The 16,893-nt window shown below is 58.1% G+C and carries 7 protein-coding genes; 5 read left to right on the plus strand and 2 right to left on the minus strand.

Going from position 1 to position 16,893, the window contains the following annotated elements; genetic code table 11:
• The first annotated feature begins 3 nt into the window (after positions 1-3).
• The 4 genes from AC2T28_RS03145 to AC2T28_RS03160 are packed head-to-tail and all read left to right on the plus strand — an operon-like array spanning position 4 to position 6,705.
• On the plus strand, positions 4-1,011 hold the full coding sequence (locus AC2T28_RS03145; RefSeq protein WP_486747486.1) for an AAA family ATPase: 1,008 nt from the start codon (positions 4-6) through the stop codon (positions 1,009-1,011).
• Positions 1,008-1,898, plus strand: a complete 891-nt coding sequence (locus AC2T28_RS03150) for a DUF58 domain-containing protein (RefSeq protein ID WP_486747487.1) — start codon at positions 1,008-1,010, stop codon at positions 1,896-1,898. Before AC2T28_RS03145 ends, AC2T28_RS03150 begins: the two co-directional genes overlap by 4 nt.
• Positions 1,895-4,666 (plus strand): DUF4159 domain-containing protein, encoded by a 2,772-nt coding sequence (locus tag AC2T28_RS03155; RefSeq protein ID WP_486747488.1) that lies wholly within the window; start codon positions 1,895-1,897, stop codon positions 4,664-4,666. The genes AC2T28_RS03150 and AC2T28_RS03155 overlap by 4 nt, the downstream gene beginning before the upstream one ends.
• A complete protein-coding gene (locus tag AC2T28_RS03160) occupies positions 4,663-6,705 on the plus strand; it encodes a hypothetical protein (RefSeq protein ID WP_486747489.1) in 2,043 nt (680 codons plus the stop codon). Before AC2T28_RS03155 ends, AC2T28_RS03160 begins: the two co-directional genes overlap by 4 nt.
• Positions 6,706-6,821: 116 nt before the next feature.
• Here the strand turns inward: AC2T28_RS03160 and pbpC are convergent, their stop codons facing one another.
• Both pbpC and AC2T28_RS03170 read right to left on the minus strand, forming a co-directional pair.
• Positions 6,822-8,822, minus strand: a complete 2,001-nt coding sequence (gene pbpC / locus AC2T28_RS03165) for a penicillin-binding protein 1C (protein WP_486747490.1) — start codon at positions 8,820-8,822, stop codon at positions 6,822-6,824.
• Positions 8,823-8,917: 95 nt separating this feature from the next.
• Positions 8,918-14,359, minus strand: coding sequence for an alpha-2-macroglobulin family protein (locus AC2T28_RS03170; protein ID WP_486747491.1), 5,442 nt, complete (start codon positions 14,357-14,359; stop codon positions 8,918-8,920).
• Between the two features lie 144 nt (positions 14,360-14,503).
• Here AC2T28_RS03170 and AC2T28_RS03175 point away from each other — a divergent pair, with 144 nt between their 5' ends.
• Positions 14,504-16,882, plus strand: a complete 2,379-nt coding sequence (locus AC2T28_RS03175) for a response regulator (protein ID WP_486747492.1) — start codon at positions 14,504-14,506, stop codon at positions 16,880-16,882.
• Positions 16,883-16,893: the final 11 nt, after the last annotated feature.

Below are 16,893 nucleotides of genomic sequence, written 5' to 3' on the forward strand. Positions count from 1 at the left end.
GTCATGTCCGAACCCGACGACCTGATGACTGAAATTGAGACTTTGCAGAAAAAGCTACAGCAGGCGCGGGAGTCCATCACCCGGCAATTCATTGGTCAGGAACGCGTTGTGGATCTCGCCTTATCGACCCTTTTATGTGGTGGTCATGGGCTGTTGATCGGTCTTCCCGGCCTGGGAAAAACACTGTTGGTGGAAACCCTCTCTACAGTCATGGGACTGGACGGAAACCGGATACAGTTCACACCTGATCTGATGCCTGCCGACATCCTTGGGTCCGAGGTCTTGGATACCGACAGTGATGGCCATCGCTCGTTTCGCTTTGTGCCGGGGCCAGTGTTCTGCCAGTTGCTGATGGCGGATGAGATCAACCGCGCCAGCCCCCGCACCCAATCAGCGCTGCTGCAGGCGATGCAGGAAAAAACCGTGACGGTTGCCGGCGAGGATCGTTCATTGGGCCAGCCATTCCATGTGTTGGCGACCCAAAACCCCATCGAGCAAGAAGGCACCTATCCCTTGCCCGAAGCCCAGTTGGACCGTTTCCTCCTGCAAATTGATGTTGACTACCCAACGCGCGACACCGAGCGAGATATTCTTCTGGCGACCACCGGCATAGAAGGCAGCAAGGCCACACGGGTTTTCTCGGCCGACGAGCTGATAGCGGCGCAAACCCTGCTGCGCCGGATGCCCGTGGGGGAATCAGTCATGGAACTGATCCTGGATCTGGTTCGTGCGTTTCGCCCCACAGAACCCGGTGTCTCTGAGCGGGTGGCACAGACTGTGGCCTGGGGCCCTGGCCCACGCGCGGCGCAAGCGCTGATGTTGGCGGTTCGGGCACGTGCCTTGTTGCAGGGACACATTGTCCCCAGCGCCGAGGACGTCATCGATATGGCTCAACCAGTATTGAGCCACCGCATGGCGCTGAACTTTGCCGCACGGGCGCGTGGAGACAGCCTGATTGAACTGATCGCAGACACGGCAGCTGAAATCACTCGGTCCAAGGCCGCTGCGTGACAGGCTCTATCGCCTCTCAAGCCACTGGGCTCCGGCACCGTGCCGAAGTAGAGGCGGGTAACCTGCCGCCATTGCTGGTGCAGGCAGAGCAGTTGGCTGGATCTGTCCTTCTTGGGGAGCACGGGCGCAGGCGTGCCGGAATGGGCGACGATTTCTGGCAGTACCGACCAGCCCAGCCTGGTGACGCCCGTAACATGATCGACCATCGTCGCTCGGCCATGGGGGATCAACAGTTCATTCGTGAACGAGAATGGCAAATTGCGCAGACCGTGCATGTGTGGGTCGATCAAGGTGGCTCCATGCAATTTGCATCGTCGCCCGACCTGCCACGAAAAATTGACCGGGCACGCAAGCTGGCGCTGGCGGCCTCGATTCTGATGGTTCGGGGTGGTGAACGGGTTGGCCTAACAGGCACCACGTTGCCACCCCGCAGTGGCAACATGCAGATCCTGCGTATGGCCGAAGCGTTGAGTATCGAAGACGACACCGACTATACCCCGCCCGAGCACCACGCGATGATCCCACATGCGCGTGGCATATTCATCTCTGATTTTCTTGGGCCGTTTGATGAGCTACAACTGGCCTTGGGCAAAGCCGCAGATCGGGGCCTACGGGGCGTCCTGTTACAGGTTCTGGACCCCAGCGAGGAACAGTTCCCATTTACGGGCCGCACCGTTTTTGAAAGCGTCAGTGGCGGTATGCGGCACGAAACACTCAAGGCATCGGCCCTGCGGGATCGCTACCTTGAACGTTTGGCTGAACGACGCGACGCACTTGATCAACTCTGCCGTGCGACTGGCTGGCGGATGGGGCTGCACCATACCGGAGACAGCGCCCAGTCTGCTTTGCTGTGGCTCTATCACGCGTTGGAAAGAACAACATCATGACGACCTTCGCTGGCATTGGCTTTACCGCACCCTGGCTTTTGCTAGGGCTGTTGGCGCTGCCAATTTTGTGGCTGTTGTTGCGCGCTGTGCCACCTGCACCGGTCCGTCGCGTATTCCCAGCAGTGACCCTGCTGTTGGGGCTCAGCGATGACGACAGTCTGTCTGACCGCACCCCTTGGTGGCTGTTGCTGCTGCGCATGCTGGCCGTTGCAGCAGCGATCATCGGCCTGTCCGGCCCTGTCCTGAACCCAGCGCAAAACGATACCGGCAGTGGTCCACTGTTACTGGTTCTGGACGCAAGCTGGGCCGGAGCAGACAACTGGCAGCAAACCAGCGAACAAATCTCGACCCAGCTTGGCGAAGCAGGCCGCGCAGGCCGCACGGTGGCTGTGTTGCGCCTGACCACCCCAGAACCGCTGCAGTTCCAGTCTGCCGATGCCTGGCGCAAGCGTGTGGCTGGATTGTTACCCCAGCCCTGGCAGCCATCAACTGAACAGATAACCGCCTCGTTTGACCAAATTGCCGCCGTTGAGACTGGGTTTGATACCCTGTGGTTCAGCGATGGTGTCCACTATGCCGAGCGAGAGCAGCTGACCACCGTGCTGCGCAGCCGCGGTGATTTGACAGTCCATCAGACCGCAACAAATACTCTAGGTCTGTTGCCTGCACAATTCTCAGACGGCGCTGTTGAGCTAAAGGCCATTCGCAGTGCGCCCGGACCGGCGCAACAGGTCTCAATTCTGGCCCAGGGGTTAGATCCGGGCGGCACCATGCGGAGCCTAGCTTCGGCCACTGCCGATTTCGCCGAAGAAAGCAAAACTGCCAGCGCCCGTCTGATCCTGCCTTCCGAACTGCGGGCACGGATCACTCGGTTTGAGCTGCAGGGGGCCGGATCGGCTGGAATGATTGCCCTGACCGACGACAGCCTGCGGCGGCGTGAGGTGGCGCTGATCTCTTCGCAGACCGACAACGAAGGACTGATCTTGTTGTCACCCCTGCATTATTTGCGTCAGGCCCTGCAACCTACCGCCGAGTTGTTCGAGGGATCCCTGGAAGATCTGCTGCCCGCCAACCCAGATGTCATAATCCTGGCAGATATGGCGCAGTTGCCGCCTGACGCGGAACAAGCACTGACCGAATGGATTGAGAGTGGCGGGATGCTATTGCGGTTTGCCGGGCCTCGGTTGGCAGCCAGCGATATCTCACGTTCCCAAGAGCACCCCTTGATGCCCGTGCGGTTGCGCAGTGGCGGCCGCAGCCTTGGCGGCGCCATGAGCTGGGGAGAACCAAAGACGCTCGCCCCTTTCCACGAAGAATCGCCCTTTTATGGGCTGCCAATCCCAGACGAAGTCACAGTCAGTTCGCAAGTGGTTGCACAGCCAGATCCGAACCTTGCTGACCGCGTCATTGCCGAGCTGGGCGATGGTACACCGCTTGTCACACGCAAGCCTTTGGGTCAGGGGCAAGTGGTTCTGTTCCATGTCACCGCCAATGCAGAGTGGAGCAATTTGCCGCTGTCCGGCCTGTTTGTTGACATGCTGGAGCGACTGGCGGTGTCCACCGCCGCCAAGCCACCCACCGCTACTGAACTGGAGGGAACCACCTGGACGCCACTCGGCGTTCTTGATGGCTTTGGCCGCCTGAATGATGCTGGATCACTGGCCGGGGTCGAGGGTGCCGATCTGATGGACGCGCCAGCAGGACCGAACCTGCGCCCCGGCCTTTATGACAGTGGCAGTCGAAAACTGGCCCGCAACGTGTTGCGACCTGGGGACGAGCTGTTGCCTGCATCTTGGCCTGTTGGCGTCCCCGTTATAGGAGCGTTTTCGGCCCCCGAGCGCGCGCTGGGTGGTGCGTTTCTCAGCCTTTCCCTTGTGTTTTTGATGCTGGACGTCGCTGCCTCTTTGGCGGTGTCAGGGCTACTGCATCTGTCGCGCGTAACTGGGTTGGTTTTGGGCTTGGCATTGGCTGCTTCGATTGGGCTAACTCCTGGCTCGACCCAAGCCCAGCAAAGCGTTGCGCCAATGGATCTCAGCTCTGAACTGGCATTGGCACATGTATTGACCGGGAATTCTGAGGTGGACTCGATTGCCCACAATGGGCTGCGTGGACTGTCTGAAACCTTGCTCTTTCGCACCTCGATCGAGCCGTCGGCTCCGGTAGGAGTAGATCTGGAACAGGATGAGCTTGCCTTTTACCCGATGTTATACTGGCCCATCACACCAGATCAGCCACAGCCTTCGGCCGAAGCCTATGCCAAGTTGAACAGCTATCTGCGAACCGGAGGCATGATCCTGTTCGACACCCGCGATGCCAATCTATCAGGGTCTGGAGCCAGCAGCGCCAATGCCCGCAAGCTCCAGCAACTTGCGCGACCTTTGGATATTCCGCCGCTGGAAACACTGCCAAGCGATCATGTGCTGACCCGCACTTTCTACCTTTTGCAAGCCTTTCCCGGCCGCCACCAGCGCGGCGAGCTTTGGGTTGAAGCCGCCCCCGCGAATGCCGAACAAATTGAAGGCATGCCATTTCGCAATCTCAACGACGGTGTCACACCGGTCGTGATTGGCGGCAACGATTGGGCGGCAGCCTGGGCTATTGATCAAAATGGGCGGGCCTTGTTGCCCGTTGGGCGTGGCTTTGCGGGTGAACGTCAGCGTGAACTGGCCTATCGGTTTGGCGTAAATCTGGTGATGCATGTTCTAACCGGAAATTACAAATCCGATCAGGTCCATGTGCCTGCGCTATTGGACAGGTTGGGACAATGACACAAACGATCCTGTTCGATCCCCTTGTCAACTGGGCGCTACTGTGGGTGCTGGCTGCTTTGTCACTGGTTAGTGTGGGCATTGCCCTTTGGCGGGGGCTATCCGGTTGGGCGCTGCGTGGTCTGGCGGCGCTGATACTGATCGCGGCACTCTCTGGTCCGGTGTATCAGGTCGAGGATCGATCCCCGCTTAGCGACATCGTTCTGCTTGTTTCAGACGAGACCGCCAGTAACCTGCTGTCTGACCGTTCGGCGCAGATGGTCAAAGCGCTGGACGAACTATCTGAACGGCTGGCGGCTCGGCCAAATACTGAAGTGCGACACGTCAAATTAAGCGATGGCGAAGGCGACACCGGTTCACAATTGATGGGCACAATTGCCGGGGCTCTGGCCGAAGAACCCCGTGCTCGCGTTGCAGGGATCATCGCTGTGTCAGACGGCCAGATCCACGATGCCGCTTCGGCGCCTATACTGCCCGCACCATTGCACCTGTTGATGACCGGCAAAGAAAGTGATTGGGACCGGCGCCTGATTGTCAGCAATGCGCCCAGCTTTGCCATCATCGGCGAACCGGTAAACCTGACCCTGCGGATCGAGGATCAGGGAGCCGCGCCCAACGATAGCCCACTAGCTCCGCTTGATATCTCCATCGACGGCGCCCCGCCCCAGCGGTTTTCCCTGCCGATTGGAAGTGACGTTGAGCTCCCACTGACCCTGCCGCACGGAGGGCGCAATGTCATTCAGTTTACAGTGCCCATGGAAGACGGCGAGCTGACCAATCGCAACAACACGGCATTGGTGCAGATCAACGGTGTACGCGACCGGCTGCGGGTGCTTTTGGTCTCGGGTGAGCCCCACCCCGGCGGTCGCACTTGGCGCAATCTGCTCAAATCCGATAGTTCGGTTGATCTGGTGCATTTCACAATTCTGCGCCCACCGGAGAAGCAAGATGGCGTACCTGTGGACGAGTTGTCACTGATCGCCTTTCCCACGCGCGAGCTGTTTCTTGAGAAGATCGATGATTTTGATCTGATCATTTTTGACCGCTACCAAAGGCGTGGCATTCTACCTGCAGTCTACCTCGACAATGTGGCCAGTTACGTAAACAAGGGCGGCGCAGTTCTCGTTGCGGCAGGGCCTGACTTTGCGACAGCTGACAGTATTTACCGCTCGCCCCTATCCACTGTATTACCCGCACGCCCAACAGCACGTGTGGTTGATTTACCCTACAAACCATCCGTCACTGAGTTGGGTAAGCGGCATCCTGTCACCGCCGAATTGGGCAACTCAGAGAACTGGGGCCGCTGGCTACGCCAGATCGAGGTGGATCTGCCGCAGGGACATACCGTCATGTCAGGCCTCGAGGATCGTCCGCTTCTGGTTCTGAACCGTGTTGGCGAAGGGCGCGTGGCTCTTTTGGCGTCTGATCATGCCTGGCTTTGGAGCAGGGGCTATGAAGGCGGCGGCCCACAGCTTGAGTTGCTACGCCGTTTGGCCCACTGGATGATGAAGGAGCCTGAACTGGAAGAAGAGGCCCTGAGCGCGGAGGCCACCGGGCAACGGATGCGTATCCTGCGCCGCACTCTTGACAGCTCCATAGGGCCTGTCACCATTACCCAACCTGACGGCAGCACGGTTGATCTTGAACTGAGCGAAGGAGCGTCCGGTCAATGGGAGACGCAATATGAAGGCCCCGAAATTGGCCTGTACCGGCTTAGCGAAGGGGAACAATCTGCTGTCATCGGCCTTGGCCCAGCCGCACCGCGAGAGTTCGAAGAAACCATTGCAACAGCTGACGTACTCAGGCCGGTGATCTCCCCCACGCGTGGCGGCTTGCTTCGCTTACAGGACGGAGTTCCGGTTTTACGTGATGTCCGGGCCGGGCGACCCGCAGCTGGGCGCGGTTGGATTGGGCTGACACCGCGAAATGCCTATGAGACGCTATCGGTGGTGCAGTCCCAGTTGCTACCGCCTTGGTTGGTGTTGCTACTGATGACGTTTTTCATAACCATTGCATGGATGCGCGAAGGGCGGCGGTAGCAAAACCAAGCCCTCCCATCCATCGTTGACCTCCTGACGGTGGTCGAACTCTCGTTGGGCATGGCGTATCGGCAAGAGCCGATGCACCGTATGGGCGCGGGAGTTTTTGAGGTGATCTATTCGACCCGCACAGTAGCACGGGTTGAGCGCCCTTCCCCATCAACCACCACAAGTGCCGAAAAGCCTTGACCTGGATTGGGAATTTCAAATTCGCGTTGGTGCTCGCCCTGCAGCACCGGCAGTCCATTTGCCAAAACCAAAAACGGTGCAGCCCCGCCCCGTAACTTCAGGGTGAGGGGCGCATCTTGAAGAGCCAGCCGGGCGCCATCAGGTGGGAATACCAATTGTGGTGCGTCGGCAGGTTCTTCAAAGGTCGCATCTCGAGGACGGAACCGGCGCAGAGGTTGGGGCAACTCGGCCGAGCTGACAATCAGCGTTGCGGGCGGCGGCGGTGGTAGCGGGTCGAAATCTGGCTTCAGGCGGCCAAAAGCCTCGAACAGGATTGGCGCGGCCATATCACCGCCAAACGCACCGGGCACAGGCGTACCATCGGCCCGGCCCATCCAGACACCAATCACATGCTGCCCATCCCAGCCCAGCGCCCAGGCATCACGGTGCCCATAGGATGTACCGGTCTTATAAGCCAAAACCTTGGCCCGAGCACCGGGAGGCGGCGACAGGCCACGCAAGATGTCCATCAAGTGCCAGGCCGCTTCGTCCGAGATCAAACGCCCGAGCTGGGCCATTGGGATTTCTTTTCGAACACGCAGGGCTGCGCCCTGCCCTCCAGCCGCCAACCCAGCATAGAGCTGCACCAGATCCTGCAGGCTGGTGCCGATGCCACCTATTGAGATGGCCAATCCCGGTGCGCCTCCGGGAAGTTCCGGTGTAGCCCCAGACTGGCGCAGGGCAGACATGATGCGCGGGGCACCCAGCTCGTGTGTCAGCTTGACCACCGGTATGTTCAGCGACAGCTGCAATGCTTCGCGCACCCGCAGATCGCCGCGAAATTCGCCGTCAAAATTCTGCGGTGCGTAGCCGTCAAAGTTGACCGGCCCATCGTGGATTAGGGTTTCAGGATGAACCAGCCCCTGATCAAAGGCCAATCCATAGATCAGCGGTTTCAGCGTTGAGCCGGGAGAGCGCAACGCCTGTGTCATATCGACAAAACCCTGACGGTTGTCATCACGGTATCCAGGCGACCCAACCGATGCCAATATTTCGCCCGACTTGTAATCCGCGACCATCATCGCCGCTGACAGGCGGTCGCCCCCTTGCTGGGCGGCAGTTTTCAACAACTGTTCCATCCGCGCCTGAACACCGGCGTCTATTGTCAAATCAAAGCGTTGCGTTTCAAGGTCGGACGCCAGCAAGCGATCTGCCAGATGCGGTGCCAACTGGGCAAAGGGCTGCATCTGACTCGGCATCGCCTCAGCCTGTGCCATTTGCATTTCATCAGCGTCGATCACTCCCTGCCGCTCCATCCGCACCAGCACCCGATCGCGTGCGTTGTGGGCAGCATCGAAAGCTCGGTCAGGACGGCGGCGTTCAGGAGACTGCGGCAGTGCCACCAACAGCGCTGCCTCCGATGCTGTCAAACGCCGGGGCTCTTTGCCAAACCATGCCAAGGTTGCGGCTCGTATCCCCTCAAGGTTTCCTCCGTAGGGTGCATGGGTTAAGTAGAGGGTCAGGATCTGTTGCTTGGTGAGTTGCCGTTCCAACGCCAAAGCCAGCCGGATTTGACGCAACTTACCTGACCAACGCCCGGTGCTGCCATCCTCCAGCAACCTTGCTACTTGCATAGTGAGGGTAGAGCCACCCGACACCGTGCGCCCATTCCAAACGGCCTGACCTACCGCTCGCAGCATAGCCCGGAAGTCCACACCTGAGTGTGTCCAGAACCGCTTATCTTCGTACCGCACAAGCATGGCCAGATAGTCTGGATCGACCTGATCAAGGTGAACAGACAGCCGCCAGATGCCATTCCCAACCGGATAGGCGCGTAGCAATTCACCATTGCGATCCCGCACCTCGGTTGAGGTTTCGGCGAGAGTGACCGGAAGATCGGTTCGGTCAATCCATCTGTCGAAAACTTGAAAACCAGCCACAAGCAGCACGGCAAGGAAGGAGGTACAGGCAAGCGCCCACCATTTCCTTCGTCGGTCCGGCCTCAAGTTCGGGCCGGACCCCTCAGTTGGTTTCGTCGGAGATGTCACCGGACTATGACACGGCCCGTTTCAGTGCGGGCGCGATAGGCTGGGCGGTACATATCCTCGACCGAGGCTGCCGGGTGGTGGAAGCTGCCGGGGGTAACAGCGCGGGCAATATAGCCCAGCGTCACCCGCCCAGTGCCCCGCAAATCTACGGCTGACAGGAACCGATCCGATCGGAACTCGCTATGCTCGGCCTCGCCCAGATCGAGCCAGTCCAAGTCACGCAGATCACCCGAGCGCAGCAGGTTGGGATTGTCGATCTCGATCCCGGCGGGCAGCGGATCATTGATCATCAGCCGCGCGCCCAGATCCTCGTGTGGGATGATGCGCAGAACGGTGACAAACCGATCGCCCACCGCAAACTCGCGGTCATCAATTCGGGTGCCGTCCAGCGTGTAGTATTCCCGTTCAAGCGTGAAGCCAGTACCACCTGCGTCGGGCGCGACCAAAGGCACGCCTAACGTGGTCAGGGTGATATCAGTGCTTCGCCCCGAAGCTGCAGAGATATCAATCGCTTGCCCTGCGGCATCCGCTTCCAGCACCTGAACAAAAGCCCCAGTCACGGGCTGGCCATCAACCAACAGGCCCGATTCCTCGGGTGTATCGATCAAGGCCTGCGCAGCCATCAAGGTCCATACGGCTTCTTGCGTGGACTTTTGCGCACTAACACGAACGATACGGTTGCTCAGGTCATCTCGATTGATGGCATCACTGCCTGCCTCGGCTGCCAAGGCCAGAACACCTGCCATATCACGATGATTGGTGCCAAAATCGGTCCGCCACAGCGAGGCTTCGGGCTTGATCCGGCCCAGCATATAACTGGCCCGTGTGAACATCTTATCGGCACGGGTTTGATCGCCGTAGGCCGCCAAGGCTGCCCCCAGTTGGGCCGCTGCCAGTGGGGTATCAAAAGCCTCGCCCTTCACATCCGAATAATACCGCAGATCCCCGATCGAGGCAGCGCCTTCCCGGGCAAGAACCAACAAGGCATAGGCTAAGTCACGGCCGCCCTTGTCGAAGTCTGAGGCATAGTTCACCCGGTTGCGCAGGTTATCCATTGCCTGGCGGAAAGCCTGATCAGGGACATCGTATCCTTGAGCCCGTGCGCGGCTCAGAAAATCACTGGCATAGGCATCCAGCCAGAAATACCCGCTTTCGGCCCGCCACAGACCAAAGGCCCCATTGCTGGCCTGGCGGGTCAGAACCTTGGCAATGGCATCCTCTACCCGTGCCTGCACCGCTGGTCCATTGCCTAGCCCCGAGGCCTGCGCGACCGAGGACAGATACAGCAACGGCATCGCCTTGGATGTGACCTGCTCGGTGCAGCCATATGGGTACTGATCCAACGAGCTGAGCAGTCCCGGAACGTCGAATTTCGCCAAAGGACCAGCCGAGAGAACCGCCTTGCCTGTTCCGGGGCGCAGGTTGGCAAAAACATCTTCGCTGAAACGGAAGTTATCCCCCGCCCCCAACGAAAACCGCCGGGTTTGTGAGACAACCGGATCATTGGCGCGCACAGGCAGACGCAGGGTCTGCGTCAGTATTTTGCCGTCAGGAGTAGTCACGTTCAGCTCAATCTCGGGGTCGCCAACTTGGGTCGCAACAACCAACAGGTCCAGAACCGCCTTGCCCTGTTCATTTAGATTGAAGCTCTCCGGCAAAGTTCCCAATTGCAGCCCAACCCCCAAGGCCTTGGCCGAGAGTCGCATCTCGCCACTTGGGCCATCGGCATGCACGACCTCAAGCAACACACGGCTTTCATCGCCGGGTGCCAGGAACCGAGGGGCCGAGGCGGTGACAACCACTGGATCGCGCACCAGCATGTCCTGCTCGGCTTGTCCAACCGCATGGCCGGACCAAGCGACCACCATTAGCCGCACCGTGCCATTAAAGGCAGGTAGATCTACGGGGAATTGGACCTCGCCATTGCCATCCACCTGCAACGGGCCTGAGAACACGGCCATCAGATCCTGCGTTGGAGGAGGCGACTGCATCCGCATGCCGCTGTCGGCGTCACCACCGGAGCGAACCCGTCCCAGCGCGCCGTTTTGACCATCGATCAGGCGACCATAGACATCACGCAGCTCCATGCCCAAACGGCGCTGACCATAAAAGTGCGCACTTGGGTCCGGGCTCTCAAAACCGGTGAGGTTCAGGATACCCAGATCCACAGCTGCCACGCTGAGCCAGACCTCGTCATCTGGTTTGGCCCCCTCAACACGAATTGTCGCGGTTTCTGTTCTGCGGGGGCGTGCCACTTCGGGCACATCCACGGTTACCGTCAACTGCTGGCCGGGTTGTTCGATACTGGCATGGGCCAGTCCCAGCGCCCGCGCAGGAGTTTTGTCATTGGCACCTTCCATCGGCTTGATCACCATGGCGCTGACATAGGCGCTGCTGCCCCAATCGTCGGTTACGGTCAGTGGAATCACGGTTTCCCCGGCGGGCACTTCAACCGCGTGACGTTCGATCAACCCGCTTGCCATCACCGAAATCAACGCAGTCCCAGCAGCCCTTGGCACAATGCGGAGCTGGGCAGTGTCGCCCGGCTGATAAGCCTCGCGGTCCAGTGACAGTTCCAGCCGGTCTGGCGTAGCAGACCCATCGGACGGAGCATACCAGCCTGCATAGAAATCCATTGCCGCCGAAACATGCTCGCTGCCGTCCAGCCGTTCGATCACCAGCTCATAGCGCCCCCAGTCAACTGGCTGCGACAGGGACAGAGGCGCGTCAGACAGTGTCGCCTCGCCAGTTGCAATACGGGTGCGGCGCGTTGTTGGCTCCCAGTTCCAGTTACCGTACAGCTGATACCATTGGTAATGGGTTCGAACCCGGTTCAGGGTCCATTTCACCTGCATCGGCATCGCTTCAAGTTCGGGGCTTAGGCCAATGATCTCAAATCCAGCCTCGCTCCCCTCACCGACAACATCTTCGAACAAGGGTTTGATACCGATAACCGGAGCTTCGGGGCGCACTGGCACGGTCAAACGACGTTCAACAGGACGAGCCGAACCATCGGCAAGCCGTGTTGTGACTGTGGCTGACATCGGCTTACCCTCAGCCGCCCCTGTTGGAATCGTGATCCCAACATTCGCCAATCCTTGGGCATCCGTTGTATCAGTACCAAAATAGCTGGTTTGGGTGGTGCTGCGATCATCGTAGCGGCCAAACTTATAGCCGGGCCAATCTTCAACCGTTGCAGCTGCGCGCAGGCTGACTTCGCCTTCAATTTTCAAACCGGCGCCGGGTGCGCCAAACAGGTAACGGGCCTCGATTGACAATGGCGGGCTATCGCCCGGACGCACGCCCCCCGAGGGCAGCTCTTGTGTGAAATCAATCCGCTCTGGCAAGAAATCCTCGACCAAAATCTGGCGACTGGCCAGAGCCGGAGCCTTGGGGTCGCTTTTTATGTCCAATCTCCAGGAACCACGAGGGGCTGACACACCGACAGGAAGTGAAAAGACGTGGCCACCAACCTGACCGCCATCAGAAATATGGCGACTGTATTCCACGCCATCCGGACGCGACAGGATCGCAATGAGTGGCAACCCACGAATGGCCTGTGCCTGGCTATCCCGCGCCAATGCGGTCACATGCATGACTTCACCCGCGCGATAAGCCCCGCGGTCAGTGGCCAGGAATACATCAACTGGACCAGGAGCCGGGCGGCCCTCTACCCCACGGTCAGACAAGTCAAATCCCGGATCTGTCAGAGACAGAAAACCAAAATCCGAATCGCCATTTTGAGCTAATATCAATGCTGGCGCGGCAGACCCGCGGCCACGCGACAGTCCCGGAGCAAAGCTGGCATAGCCGGTCTTGTCAGTGATGGCAGTGCCCAGCACCGCGTTGGCCCGCGACACCAGAGTGATCTCGACCCCGGATTTTGCCATAGCATCAGACAGGCCATTGATTTGCAAATGCAGACCATCGGCACCCGACATCGAACTGATCCCTAGATCAGACAGCACAAACCACTGCGTCGCTGCCGGGTTGTCATACGGGTCGGCTCCGGGGATCTTGGCGCTTAGCGCATAAATACCAACCGGTTGACCCTCGATAGCCTCGGCCAATGGCAGTCGGGTGGTCATAGTGCGATTTAAATCGCTCTGCACCTCGGCGCTGCCGGTCCAAACTTCCTGCGCGATGTCACTGGAAAAATACTCGTCCTGCCACTGAGACAGGGGGCGGCCAAACATGCCCTCTTGTACCGCGCGCAATAGATTCCGGTCGCTAACCCGGCGCAGTTGCAGTTCAACCTCGGTCAGGTTGACGGTTTCAATCGGTAGCGCAGCTAGATCGGACTTGGGCAAAACATAAGACCGTCCGGGGAAGCGGACCGATGGGCTGCGGTCGCGAACGTAGTGGGATAGCTCAATATCCTTGTACAATGTTTCACCGCTGGCGGCGGGCATTCCCCGACGCAGTGTCAGGCTGTAACGCTGACCATGTTCTGCCCCGTCGATACACAGCTGGCGCCCTGAGGCTTCGGCCACCATGCGGTCATCAGGAAGTTTCAAGTAGTCGCCATAGTCGACACCCGTTTTGACAAGCGCCTCAGAGAACTCGATGCAGATACGCGGTGCAGCGCTGTCGCTCTCAATTGTGCTATCGCTGACCCGGAATCCATATTTGGCGATGGCTTTGTCGAGCATTTCAGCCGTCGCCAGACGCGGTTGGATATCTTCGGCCAAACGCAACACAGGTAGCATGTCCCGACCACGACCAAGAACATCCAACGCCTTGGCCGCCGTAATCAGTGCGTTGACTTGGCCACCTTTGGATTCGCTACGCAAATAGCTGTTAATTGCCGCTGATAGGGCCCGTTCGCGCAGCAGGCGTTTCTGTCGGCTGCTATCGTTATGAACCTTCAGCAAATAGTCGGCGTAATCTGCCCAAAGATCCGCCCGATCGCCCACTGAAACAGCAGCGCCCATCCAACGCATTGCGGCCAGATTGCTCCCCACTTGTGCGCGAGAGCGGGCAGTTTTGATCAGCTGATCCAAACCACGATCACCTGCTGGATGACGCAGTCCAACGTCACGTGCCAGATCACGTGCACGCTCCAAGTCAGCCGCCCTCAAGAAGTCGATTTCTGAGGCGCGTCGCTCTCCCATAGAGCGAATCGACTCTGGGATTTGGCGTTTTTCAGCCGAAAACGCCCCTTCATATGGTGACGATTGGCCTATTGCGCTCTTGGGAAAGCAGGAATTCGATCTCGAATTGAAGGAGAAACCCGCACAGTTGCTCTGGCTTGCGCAGACGCGTACGCAACTCTGGAGGTCCGTATCAAAAATCGCTTGCAGATCAGACCCATAGAAGTCGACATCCTTGGTTGCGACAAATCGAAACGGCGGAACCGGCGACTCGGCCACCGCCGGAAGAATACTCGATAAGCCAATGATAAAAAACGAAAATACACCCAATATCGCGCGCAACATGACACCCTCCAAATCCACGTTCAGGCTGGCACGCAGTTAACCACATAGCAAGGACGTCAAAGTAGTTATCTCGGAACGCTTTTTACGCTCTGGATTGAACTGGGTGTCTAAACGCCCCATTTTTCGCCGTTGGAGTCCGCAGGGATGGCCATTGCTAATAAACTTGCTGATGAGCGGCGGGCCCGCTTAGCTGCAGAACGCTTGCTTGAGTTAAAGCAAGCGGAGCTGTCGGCTGCTAATCGCAAGTTGGGCCGCCACGCCCTTGCATTGACCAAACAAATCGGTGCGACACAGGCAGAGGTTGCCACCTTTAAAGACGAAGTTGCCACGGTCCGAGACGAGAATGAAAAGGTTAAATCCGACCTTCACGTCGCCAATGAAAAGATCGAAGTTGCCGAACGACGGCTGTGGCATTCGATCCAGACCATTCAGGATGGATTTGCGTTCTTTGATGCCGATAGCAAACTTATTGGCGCAAATACCTCCTATTTGAACATGTTCGATGAGCTGGAAGAGGTTTGCCCCGGAGTTTCCTATATTCGGATCCTGCAAATCCTGACAGACGAGGGCCTGGTTAACACCGGCAAGCACAACCCGGACGAATGGCGCAGTATGATGACCGACCGGTGGTTGTCCCCGACACCAGAACCGGTTGTGATCAGGCTTTGGAACAATAACTATATCAAACTCATTGACCAGCGGGGTCATGGCGGCGACGTCGTAAGCCTTGCCTTGGATATAACGTCAACGGTTCACTATGAAGAAGAGCTGCGTACGTCCCGTGCGCGGGCTGAGGCCGCAAATCGTGCAAAATCTGCGTTCCTGGCCAACATGTCCCATGAGATCCGCACCCCGATGAACGGGGTTGTGGGCATGGCTGAATTGCTGAATGACACCAGTCTGTCCGATGAGCAGCGGCTCTATGCCGAAACCATCAAAAACTCGGGCGAGGCCCTGCTCGTTATCATCAACGATGTGCTCGACTACTCCAAAATCGAAGCCGACAAGCTGGTCATACACAGCGAAGACTTTGATATGGAACGTTGCCTCCACGAGGTGGTGATGCTGCTGCAACCCACTGCTCGCGACAAAGGGTTGTCCATGCTGGTGGATTACGACCTGTTCCTGCCTACCCGCTTTGTCGGAGATCCAGGTCGCATGCGCCAAGTCCTGACCAACCTGGTTGGCAACGCGGTAAAATTCACCAAAGAAGGCCATGTGGCCCTGCGCATCACAGGCGTTCCCGACGTGGATGGTGCAACCTGCGCCGTTCATGTCTCCATCGAAGATACAGGGATCGGCATCCCCGAAGAAAAGATCCAGCACATCTTTGGTGAATTCAATCAGGTCGAAGATGAACGCAATCGCCAGTTTGAAGGCACCGGTCTGGGATTGGCAATTTCCAAGCGCCTGATCGAATTGATGGGCGGATCTGTCTGGGTCGAAAGCGAAGAAGGACAAGGATCCTGCTTTGGCTTCAGAATCCCGCTGCCAATAGCAGAGGGACCGCAGCCCGAGATTGCTGCTCTACCGGCTACTTTACGTCACGTCCTGATTGTCGATGACTTGTCCATGAATCGTGAGATTCTGGAAAAACAAATGCAGTTGCTGGGAGCAAAAGTAACAACCGCAACTTCTGGAACCGAAGCGTTAGAGAAAATGGATGACACCGTTGATCTGGTAATCAGTGATCATAACATGTCTGGAATGGATGGTGTGGAACTGGCCACTGCCCTGCGGCAAAAGGGCTGGAAAGATGTACCGTTCCTGTTGCTGAGCTCCAACTCAAACTTCGCCCAAACCAATTCCACGAAAGAACTGATCCAGGGAATACTACAAAAGCCCGTTCTTCGGGATGGTCTTTTCTCCAAACTTGCTGAGCTAGGCGCAGCAATACCCCAGAAAAAGTCGCCGCCACCGCATACCACAGAGATCGAGGTCGAAGCCAAAGAAACCAAGCCCACATCAGAGAAGGCTGAAGTCACTGAGCTTCCCAGTTTTCGCGCGCGCCATCGCGGCGGCGCATCCAAGAATGTGGCTGCAGTGACAGAAGCCCAACCTGTTCCTGCGACTAGTTCCCCTGCTGAGGTGGAGCAACTTAACAAGGAACCGTTGCACGACAAGCCCCGTCAAATGCGAATACTAGCCGCAGAAGACAACAAGACAAATCAGCTGGTCTTTCGTAAAATGGTCAAAGATCTGAACATCGACATTCGCTTTGCTAACAACGGAGTAGAAGCGGTCGAGGCTTTTGAAGATTTCAAGCCAGATCTGATTTTTATGGATATTTCCATGCCCAAAATGGACGGCAAGCAAGCCACAGGCGAAATCAGGAAGCTCGAATCCAAAACAGGTAGCCGCGTTCCAATCGTGGCGCTGACGGCGCATGCGATGGATGGAGATTCAGAGGGGATCTTAGCGGCCGGTTTAGATTTTTACTTAACCAAACCGCTGAGAAAAGCCGTGATTCACGAGCACATCGAAAAACATGCCCCGGAAGAGACGCAGTCGATCCAGCCTTAAAACAACTCGGC

It is taken from the genome of Parasedimentitalea nitratireducens, from assembly GCF_057444295.1.

Bases quoted from the DNA above. Each gene is read 5' to 3' on its own strand.
- AC2T28_RS03145 (WP_486747486.1), top strand. From the start codon at position 4: ATGTCCGAACCCGACGACCTGATGACTGAAATTGAGACTTTGCAGAAA.
- AC2T28_RS03155 (WP_486747488.1), top strand. From the start codon at position 1,895: ATGACGACCTTCGCTGGCATTGGCTTTACCGCACCCTGGCTTTTGCTA.
- AC2T28_RS03160 (WP_486747489.1), top strand. From the start codon at position 4,663: ATGACACAAACGATCCTGTTCGATCCCCTTGTCAACTGGGCGCTACTG.
- AC2T28_RS03170 (WP_486747491.1), bottom strand. From the start codon at position 14,359: ATGTTGCGCGCGATATTGGGTGTATTTTCGTTTTTTATCATTGGCTTA.
- AC2T28_RS03175 (WP_486747492.1), top strand. From the start codon at position 14,504: ATGGCCATTGCTAATAAACTTGCTGATGAGCGGCGGGCCCGCTTAGCT.